Origin of the sequence: Streptomyces sp. NPDC048295, assembly GCF_040652135.1 — a bacterium.
In the GTDB taxonomy this organism is placed as follows: Bacteria; Actinomycetota; Actinomycetes; order Streptomycetales; family Streptomycetaceae; genus Streptomyces.
Map to the genome: position 1 here is coordinate 199,864 of NZ_JBEZLL010000011.1, position 16,509 is coordinate 216,372.

Consider the following 16,509-nt stretch of genomic DNA (forward strand, 5'->3'; position numbering starts at 1 on the left):
GGGTTTCCTGTCCGTGGAGGTTCAGAGCCAGTTGTGGTGATCGGGCCAGTGCCGCCGTCCGACGAGTGCGGGGCCCGGGAGGTGGAGCAGCCGGGGGCGTGCGGTGTCCTGCGGCCACAGCTCGGCGGTGGCGGGGGCCTCCCCGGCCAGATACCGCCGGACGTGCCGCGCCGCGTCGGCGGCGGACCCGGGCGAGCCGTCGCCGTCGAACCCCGCCGAGGGGGCGCCCGAGGCCGCGCGCTCCAGCGCCGCCAGAAGGCCGGAGCGGTCGTGGACGACGGCCGCGTAGCGGACGGCACGGTGGTCCCGGCCCTCGGCAAGCGTCCGGCAGACGGCGGCGGGGGACCAGTCGGCGCTCTCCCGCAGATGCCTCACCAGCCGGTCGGCCGTGCCGGCCAGCGCCTCGGCGTTGTGTGCCGACAGCAGGAGCGGCCAGGGGCCCGCGTCCTCGGCGGCCCCGGTGTCCGGATCCGGGCGCTCCGGAACACTCTCCAGCACGACGTGCGCCAGGGTGCCGCAGAAGCCGAAGCCGCTGACGGCCGCCCGCCTCCGGCCCTCCGTCGGCCAGGCCGTCGGCTTCGCGGCTAGCCGCAGCGCCATCCGGTCCCACGGGATGTCCGGGTCGGCCTCGTCCTCACCCGGCTGCGGCGGTATCTCCGCGTGGGCGAGCGCCAGCACCGTCTTCATCAGCCCGGGGGCGCCGGAGGCGGTCTCCAGGTAGCCGATGTTCGCCTTGCACGAGCCGATGTACAGCGGCGGTGCGCCGGGGGTGCGTCGCGCGTACGCGTCGGCCAGGGCCTCGGCCTCGATCTGGCCGCCGATCCGGGAGCCGTTGGCCTGCGCCTCGACGTAACTCACCTCCTCGGGTGCCGTTCCCGCGTCGCGCAGAGCGCGTTCGACGACCGCCCGCTGGCCGCGCGCCGGGGCCACCGAGATGCTGGGCCGGTCGCCCTGGGCGTGCACGGCGCTGCCGCGCACGAGCGCGTACGGCCGGTCTCCGTCGGCCACGGCGTCGGCGTACCGTTCGAGGACCACGACCCCGCAGCCCTCACCGCGGACGTGTCCGTCGGCACGCCCGGTGAAGGGCCTGCTGCGACCGGTGGGAGAGAGCATCCCGGCGCGGTCGAGGATGCCGGTGCTGAACGGCGAGAGCAGCAGGTTGCAGGTGCCGACGAGGGCGATGTCGCACTCGCGGGCACGCAGCGCCCGCACCGCCAGGTGCACGGCGGTCAGCATGGACGAGGACGCGGTGTCGACGGTGACCGCCGGGCCGTTGAGCCCCAGGGACAACGCGATCCGGCCGCTGAAGGCGCTGGGCGAGGTGCCCGTGCTCATGTGCGGCGACAGGCCTGTCCCGGGGACCCCGCCGCGCAGCCAGGCGTAGGGGTACTCCACCGGCCCGGCGACCGCGTAGACACCGACGTCGCGCCCCCGCAGGCGCTCCCGGGAGAGGTTGGCGTCCGCGAGGGCCTGGGCTGCGACCTCCAGGAGCAGGCGCTGCTGCGGGTCCATGTGCCGGGCCTCCTCTTCCGCGATGCCGAACCAGTCGGCGTCGAAGAGGTCCACATCCGTCAGGTAGGCACCCTGGCCGAGCCGTCCGGCCAGCGGCGCCAGGTCCGGTGCCGCCGGGTTCCAGCGCGGCCGGCCGAGGCTGTCGGTGGGCACCCCGGCCGTCTCGGTGGACAGGACGCGCCCCTCGCGCAGGGCGCTCCACAGGGCCCGGGGATCGTCGAGCCCTCCCGGCAGCCGGCAGCCCATGCCGATGACGGCGACCGGCTGCGTCCGCTCGTGGTGCTGCCGGGCCAGCATCACCATGAGCTGCTTCTTCGACAGGGTCTCCAGGTGGTCGATGTAGCCCGTCACCGTCGAGCCGCCCGTCACTCGAACATCCCGCGCAGGGCGTCGAGTTCGTCGTCCGCCTCGGCGTCGGTCAGATCGCGCACGTCCTCGTCGGGCGACTGCCGCGACGGTGTGTCCTGTCCCTCCTGGGTCCGGTCCGGTACGAGCTGCTCGTCGATGAAGGCGGCCAGGGGCCGCACGGCGGGGTAGTCGAAGAGGGTGGAGGCGGGCAGCGGAATCCCGAGCGCGGTCTCCAGGGCGTTCTTCAGTTCCACCGATCCGAGCGAGTCGAGACCGAGATCCACCAGCCGTGCGTCGAGATCGATCTCCTCGGGCGAGTCGTACCGCAGCACGTTCGCGATCCGGTCCCGCAGCAGTTCGCGCAGCGCGACCTCGCGCTCGGGCCTCGGCCGGCCGAGCAGCGCCTCGATGTCGAACTCGGTCCGGTCCGGTCCGCCATCGCGCCCCGAACGCAGCCCTTCGAAGAGTGCGTTGGGGGTGGGCAGGGCGTCGATGTAGGCATCCCAGCCGAACTCGCCGACGACGGCCTGGGCGCCGGGCCGGGCGAGCGCGGTGAACAGCGCGTTCAACGCCGCGCCCGGCTTGATGAACTTCAGTCCGCGTGCCGCGATGCCGTCGATCTGGCGCTCGGTGAGCGAGGCGGCCATGCCGATGTCGCCCCACGGGCCCCAGTTGACGCTGAGTCCGGGCAGGCCCGCGGCCGCCCGCCACTGCATGAGGACGTCCATGTAGGCGTTGCCCGCCGCGTAGTTGGCCTGGCCGGCGGCGCCGAGCACCGAGGAGACCGAGGAGTAGCCGACGAAGAAGCGGACCGTGGGGACCTCGGCGACCGCGCGGTGCAGCAGCCAGGTGCCGTAGACCTTGGCGCGCAGGACGGTGTCCATGCTCTCCCAGGTCTGGGCCGCGAGCGGGGCGTCGGCGAGGACGCCCGCGGCATGCAGGACACCCCCCAGCGGGTGTTCCGCCGCGGCGAGTTCACCGACGATCCGCCGGACGTCGGCCGCGTCGGCGATGTCCCCCTGGTGGACGTGGACCTCGACGCCCTCGCCGAGTCCGGCGGCGATCGAGGCCCGCTCGTCCTCGTCGACGGCGCGGCGGCTGACGAGCGCGATGTGGCGGGCTCCCTCCCGGGCCAGTTTGCGCGCGGAGGCCAGTCCGAGCGCGCCGAGACCGCCGGTGACGAGGTACGTCTCCCCCGCGTCGATGCTCACCGGCCGTGCGGGCAGGTCGCGTTCGTCGCGCAGTTCCAGCACGATCTTGCCGAGGTTGGCGCCCCGGCTCAGGACGCCGAAGGCCTCCTCGACCTCGTCGGGCGAGTAGCCGACCACCGGCAGGGGGGTCAGCCGGCCGGCCTCGATGTGCTCGGCGACCGTCCGCAGGATGTCGCCGTTGAGGCGTTCGAGCTCCTCGGCGGGCAGCTCGCTGAGGTCGAAGTTGTGGTAGCCGACGTCGGGTCGCTCCGACCTCATCTCCTCGGGCGACCAGATCCCGATCTTGCCGAGTTCGACGAAGCGTCCGTCGGTGGCGAGAGCGCGCAGTCCCGCCGGGATGTAGTCCTTGTTGAGGCTGTTGAGGACGATGTCGACCCCTCGGCCTCCGGTGGCCTCCAGTACCTCGTCGGCGAAGTCCAGGGTGCGGGAGTTCATGATGTGTGCCACGCCCTGGGAGCGCAGCAGGGGCCACTTGCGGGGGCTGGCGGTGGCGTACACCTCGGCACCCGCGAGCCGGGCGAGCTGGACGGCCGCCTGTCCCACGCCGCCGGCGGCCGCGTGGATCAGGACCCGGTCGCCCGCCTTGATGCCGGCGAGGTGGTGCAGTGCGTGGAAGGCCGTGACGAACGCGGCGGGCAGTCCGGCCGCCTCGGTGAAGCTGAGGCCGGCGGGCTTGCGCACGACGACCGTGGACGGGACGGTCACGCGCCGTCGCATGGAGCCGATCCGGCTCAGCACCACCTCGTCACCGGGCCGGAACGCGGCGTCGGGTCCCGCCTCGACGACGGTTCCGGAGGCCTCGAAGCCGAGCGGGAGCGGCTCGTACGGGATGCCGTGGTCCAGGGCGTACTGGCGCAGCATGCCGAGCGCGTTCAGGACGTCCTTGAAGTTGAGTCCGGCGGCGTGGACCTGGACGGTGACCTCGTCCCCGGTGGGCTGCCGGTCCTCGACGGGGACCGGTCGGACGGCCGAGAACTGGCCGTACTCGGTGATCGTGAGTTCCGTGTTGACGTCCTCGCGTGTCCCGGGGGCGGGCGGGGAGAGCCGCTTCACATGCCGGATGCCGGACCGGTACGCGATCTGGTGCTCGCCGCCCGCGCCGTCACCGGCGAGCCACTCGTCGACGAGCGGCTGGAGGCCGGTTCCGTCGAGGTCGAGCAGGACGGTCCGCAGGGCCGGGTACTCGTTGAGCAGGACCGCGCCGAACCCCCACAGGGTGGCGGCGCCGAGGGCGTCCTGGGGCGTTGTGGCAGCGGTGTCACCGGGCAGCCACTGGGCCCGTTCGGTCACGAGCATGACCCGCGGGCCGCGGCCGGCGGCCGGGCCGGTGGCCGCGGCCACCAGCGCGAGCAGCTCGCGGAAGTTGCGCTCGGTCTCGGTGCGCAGCCGCTCCTCGCCCTCGGCCGAGGGCGCGGGCGTCCAGAACCAGCACAGGTCCGTGACGGCGCCGTCCTCGGCCAGCCGGGCGGCGGCACCGGCCGCGTCGGGGGCGTGCAGTGCCTCGATACCGGTGCCGGCGAGCCGGTCGGACAGGTCGTCCGGCAGACCGTTGCCCGGCCGGACGACGAGAACCCGGCGGCCCTCCAAGCCCGTTCGGGCGGACGGCAGCGACCGCTTGAGCCACCGCGGGCGCAGCAGCATGCGTTCGGCGGGGTCGGCCGGGGCGTCGGCGACACGCTTGAGGCGTACGCCCTTGACGACGAAGACCGTCCGGGTGCCCTCCAGGGCGACGAGGTCGGCGAGCAGCTCACCGGCCGGGTCGAGGTCGACCTGGATGAGGATGCGCAGATCGCCCTTGGGGTGCTTGAGCAGTTCGACGCCGTCGAAGCCGACGGGCAGATAGGTGCCGTCCAGGTCGACGGCGGCGCCGAGGGTCTGCATCGCGCAGTCCAGGACCGACGCGCGCAGGTGCTCGGCGGCGGGCGTGTCCAGGCCGCGCAGCTCACCGGTGGCGAGGCCGTCGGCGTACCGGTCGACACGCACGACGCGCCGGAACTCCGGTCCGTAGGGCAGGCCCAGCTCGGCATACCGTTCGTAGAGGTCCTCGCCGTGCTGCCGGGCCTGCGGCTCGCCCGGGTCGGCGGCCGCCTTCCGCAGCCGGTCCACGACCTCGCCGAGCTCCGCGGGTCCGGTGGGCGGGGCGCCGAGGGTGGCGGTGGCGTGGACGCGTTCGATCACACCGTCCCTGCCGTTCACGCGGCTGACGATCTCCACGGCGGCGGGCCCGTCGGCGCCCCCGGCGCCCTCGTGGGGACGCAGCCGGGTACGGATCTCGGCCGGCTCGTCCTCGCGCAGGAAGAGCGGTTCGTGGATGCGCAGGTCCTGGATCAGCCGGCCGGTCTCCCCGTGCACCGCGTCCTGGAGTGCCAGCACGACTTCGACGTACCCGGCCCCGGGGAACACCGCCTGGCCCATGACGACATGGTCGGCGAGATAGGCCGGGGAGTCCGGGGCGATCAGCGCGCTGAATTCGCGCTCCCCCGCCGCGCGACGGTCCTGGGCGGTGATGTCCCGGCCCAGCAGCGGGTGGTGGGCCGGTCCGGACGCGTGGCCGGCCCGGGTGCCCCGGAGGCGGGTCGAGGGCAGCGGGTGGCGCTTCTTCGCGAAGACGTAGCCCGGCAGCGGCACCGTCCGTCCGCCGCGCCCGGCGTGGTAGCCCGTCCAGGAGATGGGGAGTCCGGCCCGGTAGCACTGCGCGAGGGCGGTGCCCACGGTGGTGGCGCCGGTGTCGGACCTGGCCATGCTGGACACCCACAGGTGGGCGTCGGGGTCGCCGTTGTGCCGCCCCAGTCCGATCAGCGCGGCGGACGGGCCGACCTCGATGAGGACGTGCGGCCCGCGGGCCTGGACGCAGCGCATACCGGCGGCGAAGTCGACGGGCTCGCCGATGTGGCGGACCCAGTAATCGGGGGTGCCCACCTCGGCGAGCGTGGCCACCTCGCCGGTGAGGTTGGAGACGAAGCTCAGTTGCGGCTCGTGGAAGGCGATGTCGGCGATGGCCGCGCGGAACGCGTCGAACACCTCGGTCATCAGGGGCGAGTGGAAGGCGTGCGACACCGGCAGCCGCTTGACGTCGACGCCACGCGTCCGCAGGGTTTCCATGACCTCGGCGAGCGCGTCGCTGCCTCCGGAGATCACGCACTGGCGCGGGGAGTTGACGGCGCCGAGACCGAGGTCGGGGTACGCCTCCAGCAGCGGGGCGATCTCTTCCGCCGGTGCGAAGACGGCGGCCATGCCACCGGCCGCCGACACCGACTGCATGAGCCGGGCGCGGACGGAGACCAGCCGGACCGCGTCCTCGACCGAGAACAGGCCCGCGACCGCGGCCGCCGCGATCTCGCCGACGCTGTGCCCGAGCAGGATGCCGGGGCGCACCCCCCAGGACATCCAGAGCCGGGCCGTCGCGTACTCCAGGCAGAACAGCGCGGGCTGGGTGTAGAGGGTCCGGTTGAGTTCCTGCTCGCTGTCCGGCGCCTCGCCGAACATGATCTCCTTGATGGAGCGGCCGAGACGGTCGGCGAAGAGCCGGTCGCAGTCGTCGAGGTGACGGCGGAACTCGGGGTAGCGGTCGTAGAGGCCGCGCCCCATGCCGACGTACTGCGCGCCCTGCCCGCTGAAGAGGAACGCGGCCTCGGTGAAGCGGAGGTCCGGGGCGGCGGGGGCCTCGCCCGCCGACTGCCGGTCGAGCAGTCGCTCCAGGTCCTCGCGCGAGGAGACGTGCGCGGCCAGCCGGGCGGGCAGGTGGGCGCGGCCGAGGTTGGCGCTGCGGCAGAGGTCGGGGACGGCGAGGTCCGGGTGTGCGTCGAGGAAGCGGCGATAGGCCTCGGCCTGTGCCCGCAGTCCCCCGTGGTCCTTCGCGGAGAGGGTGAAGACGGCGGTGCCGTCGTCCGCCGCCGCAGGGGACGCCGTGGCGGGCGGCGCCTGTTCGAGGACGACGGAGGCGATGGTGCCAGCGAATCCGAAGGAGTTGACCACGGCACGCCGGGGCCCGTCGGCCCGCCAGTCGCGCAGCTGCGTCGGGACGGTCACGCGATAGCGGTCCCAGGGGATGTGGCGCGACGGCGTCTCCAGGTTGATGTGCGGGTAGATCACGCCTTCCTGGAGCTGGAGGACGACCTTGGCCACGCCGCCGACGCCCGCGGCGGCCTCCATGTGGCCGATGTTGGTCTTCACCGAGCCGACGGCCAGCGGTTCGCCGTCCGTGCGGGACGCGGCGAACACGGTGTTGATGGAGCCCAGCTCGATGGGGTCGCCCAGGGAGGTTCCGGTGCCGTGCGCCTCCACGTACTGGATGTCCGCGGGCTCCAGGTTGGCCGCGGTCAGGGCGTCGCGCATGAGGGCGACCTGTGCGGTGCCGTTGGGGACGGTCAGGCCGCCGCTCTCGCCGTCCTGGCGCACCGAGGAGCCGCGGACCAGTGCGAGCACGGTGTCGCCGTCGCGCCGGGCGTCGGAGTACCGCTTCAGGACGAGCATGCCGGAGCCCTCGCTGCGGCCGTAGCCGTCGGCGGAGTCGTCGAAGGTCTTGCAGCGGCCGTCGGGCGACAGCATTCCGGCGCGCGAGTAGACGATGTGGTTGCGCGGATGGTGGTTCACGTTCACGCCACCCGCGAGGGCGATGTCGCACTCGCCGCGGCGCAGTCCCTGGGCGGCGAGGTGCAGCGCCACCAATGAGGCGGAGCAGGCGGTGTCGACGCTCAGGCAGGGACCGCGCCAGCCGAGGAAGTAGGACAGGCGTCCGGCGGCGGCGCTGTGGGCGGTGCCGGCCGCGACATGGGCGTCGAGGTCCAGCGGGTCCAGTGCCTCGACATCGATCGCGAAGTCCATCTGTCCGACGCCCAGATACACGCCGCCGTTTCCACCGCGAAGGGCGGCCGGATCGATGTGCGCGGATTCCAGGGCACGCCAGGCTGATTCCAGGGCCCAGCGGTGCTGGGGATCCATGAAATCGGCTTCCTTCGGAGATATGTTGAAGAATTTTGAGTCGAATTCATCCATACCGGAGACGAATCCGCCGCCCGCCGCCACAGGGCGTCGGCCGGCCTCCTTCTCGGCGGCCTGCACGGCCTCCATGTCCCAACGGTCCTCGGGTACGGGGCCGGTTCCCGAGCGCCCCTCCCTGAGAAATGCGGAGAACTCCTCGGGGGTGTTGTTGTCCCCTGGGAGCCGAATGCCCATTCCGATGACGGCGATCGGCTCGTACTTCTCCAGAAGTAGGCTCCTCAGCAGGGCATCGGGGCGGGGCGAGGCCGTTTCGGTCACTGGTAGAGCTCCTTGAGAACGTCGTTGACCAGGTCTTTCGTGGAAACTTCCGCATCCTGCTGGGCCTTGGGGCCGGGCGCGGTGGCGGAGAAGAACTCGGATACCACCTCGGTGGTCAGGAATTCGACGAGATCCCCGACCGTCGGGTGATTGAACAGGAAGGCCGAATCGAGCGGCCGGCCCAGTTCCTGTTCGAGGCGCTGCCTGGTGTCGACGGCACCGAGCGAGGTCAGTCCGAGTTCGAAATAACTCACCTGGAGAGGCAGCACATCCTCCTCGCCCATCATCAGTTCACGCTTGAACTCCGCGACGACCAGTGATTCGAGAAGCGTCCGGCGTTCGGACGGCGGAGTGTCGAACAATTCCTGAAGCCAGGGGGTGCGCGAAGTCATGCTGCTCCTTTGTCGCGGATATTCGGTTCCGGTTGACCGCACTGGTCGCGGATGGAAGGATCGGGGCCTCTAAGTCCGGCATTGCACAAGGGAATTGAGGGCTGCGTCATGACGGGGACCATCGGGGAGCAGGACCTGGAGACCGCGGCCCGCCGCCGCGCCGAGGAGCTGTACGCCAAGGACCGCACCTGCGAACTGCTCGGCATCGACCTGCGGGACGCCGGGCCGGGGCGGGCGACCGTGGGCATGCGGGTCGCGGAGACCATGGTGAACGGCCACGGCACGGGGCACGGCGGCTTCCTCTTCCTGCTGGCCGACGCGGCCTTCGCCTTCGCCTGCAACACGCACGGCCCGGCGACCGTGGCCCAGGGGGCGCAGGTCACCTTCCTCCGCCCGGCCGAGGTGGGCGACGACCTGGTCGCGGAGGCCGTGGAGCGCAGCCGGTTCGGACGCAGCGGTGTGTACGACGTGACCGTGCGCCGTTCGGACGGGGTGCCGATCGCCGAGTTCCGGGGCCAGAGCCACACCCTCGGGGGCCGGCCGGTGCGGCCGGCCCCCGAGAGCGGTGAGTGAGTCCGTCACCTGGGCGACCACCGCGGGTCGCGGCCCAGCGACGCGAGCAGGCGGTCCTGCGCGCTCGCCGGGCCGGTGAGCCCGACCGCCGGGCGGAACGAGGCACCGGGGCGTTCCCGCGAAGGCCCGTCGGGCACCTCCTTGCGGGCGACCTCGGCGGCGGCGAGGACGAGGTCCTCGTCGTACGCCGCCGGGACGCCCAGCGAGGCCGCGACGTCCCAGCCGTGCACCACGTAGTCCACGAGGTGGAAGCCGACCGCGCGCGGGGCGGCGAACTTCATCGTCGGGTGGATCCATGGCAGGACGACCGTACGGTCCAGCATGCCGTCGGCCGCGAACGCGTCGAGGACCCGGTCGACGGAGTCGGCGTACGCGCGGCGGGGGTCGTCGAGCGGCGTCTCCTGCCAGACCGCCTCGTCGACCGGTCCGCCCTCGGCGGCCGCGGCGAAGCCGAGGTGCTGCGCGGTCATATGGGCGAGGAGGCGCCGCAGGGACCAGGTGCCGCACGGGGTGGGGTCGTCCCACTGGTCCTCGCGGGCCTGCGCGACGATCTCCGCGCTGCGCAGCACGGCCCGGCGGTCGAGTTCCTGGATCCCGCCCTGCGACGTGTCCGTGATCGTGTCCGTGTCGGTCATGGTCAGCCCTTCTCCACTGTGTTCTCCCGCCACCGGCGTCGGCCCGACTCGGGCAGCGTGGTGATGGGGTCGTAGAACGGATAACGACGCGTGAGCGCGTCCAGATCGTCCAGTTCTATACCCGTGCGGTAGTTCTTCGTCCACTGCGAGACGCCGAGTTCCCGGTCGTACTCGACGAGTTGGTGCACCCAGCGCTTGCCGACGTAGGGCACGTCGCAGACGATCCGCGGCGTCGCGTACCCGGGCAGGTAGCCCATGACGGCGTGCTGGAGCTCCTGGGCCTCCCAGACCGCGACGCGCCAGTGCTCGGCGTTCGGGATCATGTCGCACATGTAGAAGTAGTAGGGCAGGATGTTCGCCTCGCCCTGGAGGACCATGCACAGGTCCAGCAGCGCCTTCGGGGTGGTGTTGACCCCGCGCATCAGGACGCCCTGGTTGCGGATGTCCCGGACGCCCGTGTCGAGCACGGCCCGTGCCGTCTCGGCCACCAGCGGCGTCACCGACTGGACGTGGTTGACGTGTGTGTGCACGGCGAGGTTGACGGACCGTCGCGCGGCGGTCCGCGCGACCCGCTCCAGGCCTTCGAGCACCGCCCCCTGGAGCCAGTGCTGAGGCAGTCCGGCGAGGGCCTTGGTGGCCAGCCGGATGTCCCGGACACTCTCCAGGTCGAGCAGCCGCATCAGGAACGACTCCAGGCGCGGCCAGGGCACGTTGGCGACGTCGCCACCGGACACCACGACATCGCGTACGCCCGGGTTCCGCTTGAGGTAGTCGATCATCTGGTCCTGGCGGTCGGCGGGCCTGAGGGTCAGCCGCTGCTTCTCCACCTGCGGGGTGGAGCCGCCCACCAGGTCCATCCGTGTGCAGTGCCCGCAGTACTGGGGGCAGGTCGACACGAGCTCCGCCAGGACCTTGGTCGGATAGCGGTGGGTGAGTCCTTCGACCACCCACATCTCCGTCTCGTGCAGCGAGTCGCGTTCGGCGTAGGGGTGGCTCGGCCACTCCTTCTCCCGGTCGGAGGCGACGGGCAGCATGTAGCGGCGGATCGGGTCGGCGAGGAAGGCGTCCGTGAAGCCGGCCGCGTCGGCGGGGGCGTCGGGCACCATGGTGTTCAGCATCTGGGGGGTCAGCAGCATCGACATGGTGGCGAACTGCTCGTGGTCGGCTTCCAGGTCCTCGTAGAACCGGTCCTCCAGTAACGGACCCACCACCGCTGCCAGCTGTTTGGCGTTCTTCACGCAGTGGGCGCGCTGCCACTGCGCGTCGCGCCACTGCGCGGGCGTCACGTCCCGCCAGCCGGGCAGGCGGCGCCAGTCGGGTTCCACGGGGATCAGGCGCTCGTACTCGTAGGGCTGCTGCGCGGGCAGGCTGTGCGGGCCCGCTGACGTCAAGGTATTCATCAGATTCCTAGCTGATCGACAGCCGGGTGCGGTGCCGGTGCAGCACGCGCTCCACCAGCTCCTGCGAGGCACCCAGATAGTTGGCCGGGTCGAGCAGGTCCGACAGCCCGGGGCCGTCGGTGAACTTGTGCGCCGCGCCGACGAGCTCCGGGGACGCCGCGAGAGCGTCCTCGAAGGTGTGGCCCGGCCGGGTGGCCCTGCGCGCCGCTTCGGCGAGCAGGCTCTTGGCGGCGGCCTTGCCCAGCACGGGCGCAAGGACGGCGTTCAGTCTCTCGGAGACGACCGCGCCTCCGGTGAGACGCAGGTTGTCCAGCAGTTGGCCGGGGAACACCACGATGCCCTCGGCGAGTTCGGCCGCGGTGCGCGCGGCCCCTTCGGCGAGGCGCAGTGCCTCGCGCAGCGGCTGCCACTCCGACTGCCACCCCCCTGCGGAGCGTTCGTCCTCCGCGAGCAGGCTCTGCCCCAGCACGAGGGCCTGGGCGGGAGCCTGACGGGCCGCGGACACGAGCAGCGTGGCGAGCACGGGGTTGCGTTTCTGGGGCATGGCGGAGGACGCCCCGGTTCCCTCGGGTCCGGGTTCGGCCGCCTCGGCGACCTCGGTACGGGCCATGCCCAGGACGTCCGTCGCGAACTTGCCGAGGCCGCCGGTGACCGCGACGACGGCCCATCCGAGGTCGGCGACCGGGGTGCGGACCGTGTGCCAGGGCGCTTCGGGATCGCGCAGGCCGAGCTCGGCGGCGAACGCGGCGGAGAGTCCGGCGGCGTGCCCGGCGGGGTCGAGGCCGGCCAGGCGCGCGTACTCCAGGTAGGCGGCCAGGGTGCCCGCCGCGCCGCCCAGTTGGGCGGGCAGCGATTCCCGGACCCGGCGGACCCGGTCACCGGCGTCCAGCACCAGGGTGAGCCAGCCCGCCGCCTTGAGCCCGAGGGTGATCGGCACGGCGTGCTGGGTGAGGGTCCGGCCCGCCATCGGTGTGCCGGCGTGCTCGGCGGCGAGCCGGGCGAGCGCGTCCGCGACCCGGACGAGGTCCGCGTCGACCCGGTCCAGCGCGCGGGCGGCGAGCAGCATCGCGGCGGAGTCGAGGATGTCCTGGCTGGTGCCGCCCCGGTGCACGTACTCGGCCGCCACCGGATCGACCCGGCGCACCGCCTGCGTCAGTACGCGGACCAGCTCCACCACCGGGTTGGCGGACCCCCGGGCCAGCCGGGCGAGCCGGACCACCTCGACGGGCCGTGAGCGGATCGTCTCCTCGATGGGTCCGAGGGCCGAGGCGGGCACGACGCCGAGCCGCGCCTGGGCGCGGGCGAGTGCCAGCTCCGCCTCCAGCATGGCCGCGACCCACGCCCGGTCGCCGAGCGGGTCGCCGCCCGCGGCCCACACCGGGCTCAGCAGCCCCGCGTCGACCGCGCCAGCCGTCTCCTCGTCCGGGCGGGTCGTCTCCAAGGTCACTCTCCTTCCGCCGTCGTGCCGGGGGCCGTCGCCCCGATCGCGCCGGACCGGGTCCCGGAGGCCAGAGCGGCGCGGGCGATGGCGTCCGCGTCGCCGAGGATCACCGAGTCGGACCCGGGCCTGATGCCCGCAGCGGTCGCCCAGTGCACCGACTCGGTGGGAATCCCGAAGGCGAACCGGTGCGGATGGGCCTCGCCCCTCGCGTCCAGCACCCGGTAGGGCCTGCCGGTGACCGCGAGGCCGCCGGTGGCCAGGCCCTTTCCGCTCGGGTTCGGGATCGTGTACGCGCTCGCGGCGCCGGTGCTCATCAGCTGCCGCAGCAGCGGATCGTCCGTGGTGCGCACATCGACCTCGGGCAGCCGTGCCTCGATCAGGACGGTCGCCTCGTCCTCGGCGTCCGGGATCGCGGCGGACCGCACCAGGAACGCCTTGCGCCCGGCCGACGGGTGGACCGTCATCCCCGGCCCGGCCACCCGCAGCACCCCGGCCTCCATGAGCGCCACCATCTCCTCGATGCGGCTCGGCGGCGGGCCGATGGAGACGAACCCGTTCAGCGGTGTGTACCAGGAACGCAGATCGTCCCGGTACGAGTCGCCGGTGATGCCGGAGTGGTCGACGACCTGGCGGATCTCGTTGCGCAGGTCCCGCATCACGTCGAGGGCGGCCTTGAGCGGGCCGCGCACGTTTCCGCGCCGGGCCTCCGCGACGTCCTGACGCAGATGGCCGACGAGCCACGTGTCGTAGTCCTCCGTGCCGGCGAACGTCCGGCGGCCGTACGGCCTGGCGATCCGGTCCCAGTCCCAGCGCCGGGCGCCGTCGACCGCGTACCGGCTCAGCAGCCGTTCCTCGGTCTCCCCGCTCCCGCCGTCCCGGCAGAACTCCTCTAGGAAGACGTCACCGTCGTACCGGCCGAGGCTTTCCGAGATCAGGGTGTGGTAGTAGACCGCCCGGACCTCCCGGTCGACCAGCGGCCAGATGTCCCGGACGAAGCCGACGGGTTCGCCCGCCGCCCGCCGGGCACGCAGGCGGCCGATCGCGTCCGGGGTCAGGAACAGCGGATGGTGCCTTCCGGTGGCCCCCTTCTGGTTCTCGCCGCGCGAATGGAACGGGACGCCGCGCCGGGAGCCGGCCAGCAGCACGGGTTCCATGCCGCTGGGCCGGTACCGCAGCGCGCCGCCCGTGCTGTCGCGCACGAACGAGCCGCCGCGGCCCGCGGTGAGCAGACTCATGTAGTCGAAGAAATTGAGCCCCATGCCCCGCAGGGCGACCCGCTGCCCCGGCGCGATGCGGTCGAGATCGGCATCGGCCGGATTGCCCGTGGGCAGGTGGACGAGGCCGTGCTCGGCGGCGAAGGCGGCGAGCGCCCGCTCCTCGGCGCTGCGCGGCATGTCCACATGGCCCACGGCCAGCACGACCGCGTCGAGGCCGGTCAGCCGGGTGCCGTCGTCCAGACGGACGGTCTGGGTGGTGTCGTCCTCGTCGAGCACCTCCCGTGCGGTCGCGCCGTGCGACTCGACGGCGATGTGGTCGGGGGCCGTCCGTACCACCCGGTCGAGGACCCAGCCGAGGTAGCGCCCGAACAGCGCCCGCGTCGGATACGAGTCCGGGCCGAGACGCCGGCACTCCTCGTACACGTGCGGTGGACAGGGGACTTCCTGTTCGAGGCTCTCCAGGAGCCGCGCCCACTCGTACAGGCTCGGTCCGTCGGAGATCGGCCCCTCGCAGGTCACGCTCTCGTCGGTGAACAGGGTGACCTGCGAGGCGACGGTGTTCATGAGCAGCACGGACGGCTGGTCGGCCCGCCAGACACGCCCGCCGAGATGCAGATGGGGGTCGACGAGGTGCACGGTCAGGCGCTGCCGCGACGCGGCGGCGTTGGCACAGAGCCGCTCGACCACGGACAGCCCTCGGGGGCCGCCGCCCACCACGCACACCGTGAGGGTGTTGTGCTGCCGCACGCGGGTGGTCATCCCTGTACGCCGCCGGTGAAGAAGGTGGCCCACCGGGTGCGCAGCTCCCGCTTGAGGACCTTGCCGGTGACGCCGGTCGGGAAGCCGTCCGGGTCACCGGCGACGATCACGGCGGCCAGCGGCGTGAGGCCGGCGGCGGCCAGCTCCTTGTTGGCGCGCTCGCGCAGCTCGTCCGCGGAGGGCTCGACGGCACCCGGCTGCATCCTCACGACGGCGATGGGGACCTGCAGGGTGCCGTTCGCGGACGGCACGCCGACGACGGCGCAGTCCTGCACGAGGTCCCCGCAGTCGGCGAGCAGCACCTCCTCCGCGGGCAGGCTGTAGACCGGACCGTCCTCGGTGTCGATGACGTCCACGGTGCGGTCGAGGTGGTAGAAGTTCCCTTCCTCGTCCGTGCGGGCCACGTCGCCCGTCAGCCAGTAGCCGTCGAGCTCGAAACTGCGGGTCAGCTCGGGGTCGTTCCAGTAGCCCGGAGTGCGCGAGGGAGTCTTGACGGCCAGCAGCCCGACGGTGCCGACGGGCACTTCCCTGCCGTCGGTGCCGAGGACGGCCGCGGCCGTGACCGCCTCGGTGGGCTTGCCGACACAGCGGTCGTTGCGCTCGGTCTCGGGGGTGGTCACCTGCCCGAACAGGGCCATGCCCATCTCGGAGGAACCGAGGCCGTCGATGAACTGCGAGCCGGGCAGGGCCGCTTCGGCCTCGTGGTCGCGGGGCAGCAGCCACGGCTTGATGAGCCCGGCGGGCCGCTCGCCCAGCTGCACCAGGCGGCGTATGTGGCCGTAGTGGGCGCCGTCACCGGTGTTGAACCAGCTGTGCACCTTCGCCGCGCCACGGGTGGGCGGCGCACCGGTGGCCAGCTCGACGAACGTGCGCGGGAAGGACGCGACCATGGTCGGCTGGAAGGCCTCCATGACCGGCTCCACCGCGGCGCGCCGCCAGTCGCTCATGACGACGGTGGGCAGCCCGAGCAGGGTGGCGGTGAGGAAGTAGCTGAGCCCGCCGGCGTGCGTGTGCGGCATCAGGGACATCAGCCGGTCGTCGGACGAGGCGGGAAACCGCTCCATCCGGGGCTCCTTGCCGGCCCAGAACTGGTGGTGCGCGAGCATCGTCGACTTCGGGGTGCCGGTGGTGCCGGAGGAGTGGATGAGCGCGACGACCTCGTCGGCGGCGTGCTGGTGCGGGTAGCCGTCGGGCAGCGCGGCCCCCGGGTCGTCGAGCGGGTCGTACGCCTTGATCTCGGCGGCCGGGACGATGAAGCGCGGCCGGCGGCGGTTGGGGTCGGCGCGGTACGCGGCGACGAGCCGGGTCGGGTCGTCGGCGACCAGACCCACCGCGCCGACGTGGTCGATGTAGCGCAGTGCGGTGCGCTCCGGCATGGCGTTGTTGATAAGCGCCGGCACCGCACCCAGGGCGGTGAGCGCCAGGAAGTGCAGCAGCGGTTCGAGGCCCTCACCGACGTAGACGGCGACCGGCTCGCCCCGCTCCACCCCGTTGGCCCGGTACCAGTGGGCGTACCGGTCACGCAGGGCGGCGAGGTCGCGCAGGCTGTGCCCGCGCAGAACGACCTGGCCACGGTGGTCGGTGGTGTGGGTGAAGGCGTACGGGACGGTGCTGTTCGGGTTCGCCTCCAGCGCTTTCTGCAGGAAGTTGCCGGCGCCCAGAGTGGGGTCGGTCATGAACTGCTGCCGTACGGCGAGTGGGGCGACGGGGCTGATGGTCACGGTGGTCTCCAGGGAACGTCGGGTGGTCTCGTGGCGTGCGG

The 16,509-nt window shown here is 72.7% G+C and carries 9 protein-coding genes; 1 reads left to right on the forward strand and 8 read right to left on the reverse strand.

Going from position 1 to position 16,509, the window contains the following annotated elements:
• Positions 1-21: 21 nt before the first annotated feature.
• The 3 genes from AB0D53_RS18910 to AB0D53_RS18920 are packed head-to-tail and all read right to left on the reverse strand — an operon-like array spanning position 22 to position 8,722.
• Positions 22-1,881 (reverse strand): beta-ketoacyl synthase N-terminal-like domain-containing protein, encoded by a 1,860-nt coding sequence (locus tag AB0D53_RS18910; protein WP_362447572.1) that lies wholly within the window; start codon positions 1,879-1,881, stop codon positions 22-24.
• A complete protein-coding gene (locus AB0D53_RS18915) occupies positions 1,878-8,330 on the reverse strand; it encodes a type I polyketide synthase (protein ID WP_362447575.1) in 6,453 nt (2,150 codons plus the stop codon). The genes AB0D53_RS18910 and AB0D53_RS18915 overlap by 4 nt, the downstream gene beginning before the upstream one ends.
• Positions 8,327-8,722, reverse strand: a complete 396-nt coding sequence (locus tag AB0D53_RS18920; RefSeq protein ID WP_362447578.1) for an acyl carrier protein — start codon at positions 8,720-8,722, stop codon at positions 8,327-8,329. Before AB0D53_RS18920 ends, AB0D53_RS18915 begins: the two co-directional genes overlap by 4 nt.
• A gap of 108 nt (positions 8,723-8,830) precedes the next feature.
• Between AB0D53_RS18920 and paaI the strand changes: the two genes are divergently transcribed.
• Complete coding sequence (paaI, locus tag AB0D53_RS18925; protein WP_329819447.1) at positions 8,831-9,295, forward strand: hydroxyphenylacetyl-CoA thioesterase PaaI; 465 nt, start codon at positions 8,831-8,833, stop codon at positions 9,293-9,295.
• A 5-nt stretch (positions 9,296-9,300) separates the two neighbouring features.
• Here paaI and AB0D53_RS18930 read toward each other — a convergent pair whose 3' ends face one another.
• From AB0D53_RS18930 to AB0D53_RS18950, 5 genes are read right to left on the reverse strand one after another with little or no spacing between them, the layout of a single operon-like run.
• Complete coding sequence (locus AB0D53_RS18930; RefSeq protein ID WP_362447582.1) at positions 9,301-9,930, reverse strand: TIGR03086 family metal-binding protein; 630 nt, start codon at positions 9,928-9,930, stop codon at positions 9,301-9,303.
• A 2-nt stretch (positions 9,931-9,932) separates the two neighbouring features.
• Positions 9,933-11,330, reverse strand: coding sequence for a lysine 2,3-aminomutase (locus AB0D53_RS18935; RefSeq protein WP_362447585.1), 1,398 nt, complete (start codon positions 11,328-11,330; stop codon positions 9,933-9,935).
• Positions 11,331-11,337: 7 nt separating this feature from the next.
• On the reverse strand, positions 11,338-12,771 hold the full coding sequence (locus AB0D53_RS18940; protein ID WP_362447588.1) for a lyase family protein: 1,434 nt from the start codon (positions 12,769-12,771) through the stop codon (positions 11,338-11,340).
• A 2-nt stretch (positions 12,772-12,773) separates the two neighbouring features.
• Positions 12,774-14,747 carry an FAD/NAD(P)-binding protein gene (locus AB0D53_RS18945; protein WP_362447591.1) on the reverse strand — a complete coding sequence of 658 codons (1,974 nt, stop codon included), beginning with the start codon at positions 14,745-14,747 and terminating at the stop codon, positions 12,774-12,776.
• Entirely contained in the window at positions 14,744-16,468 is a 1,725-nt protein-coding gene (locus AB0D53_RS18950; protein WP_362447595.1) for a class I adenylate-forming enzyme family protein, read from the reverse strand. The genes AB0D53_RS18945 and AB0D53_RS18950 overlap by 4 nt, the downstream gene beginning before the upstream one ends.
• Positions 16,469-16,509 lie beyond the last annotated feature (41 nt).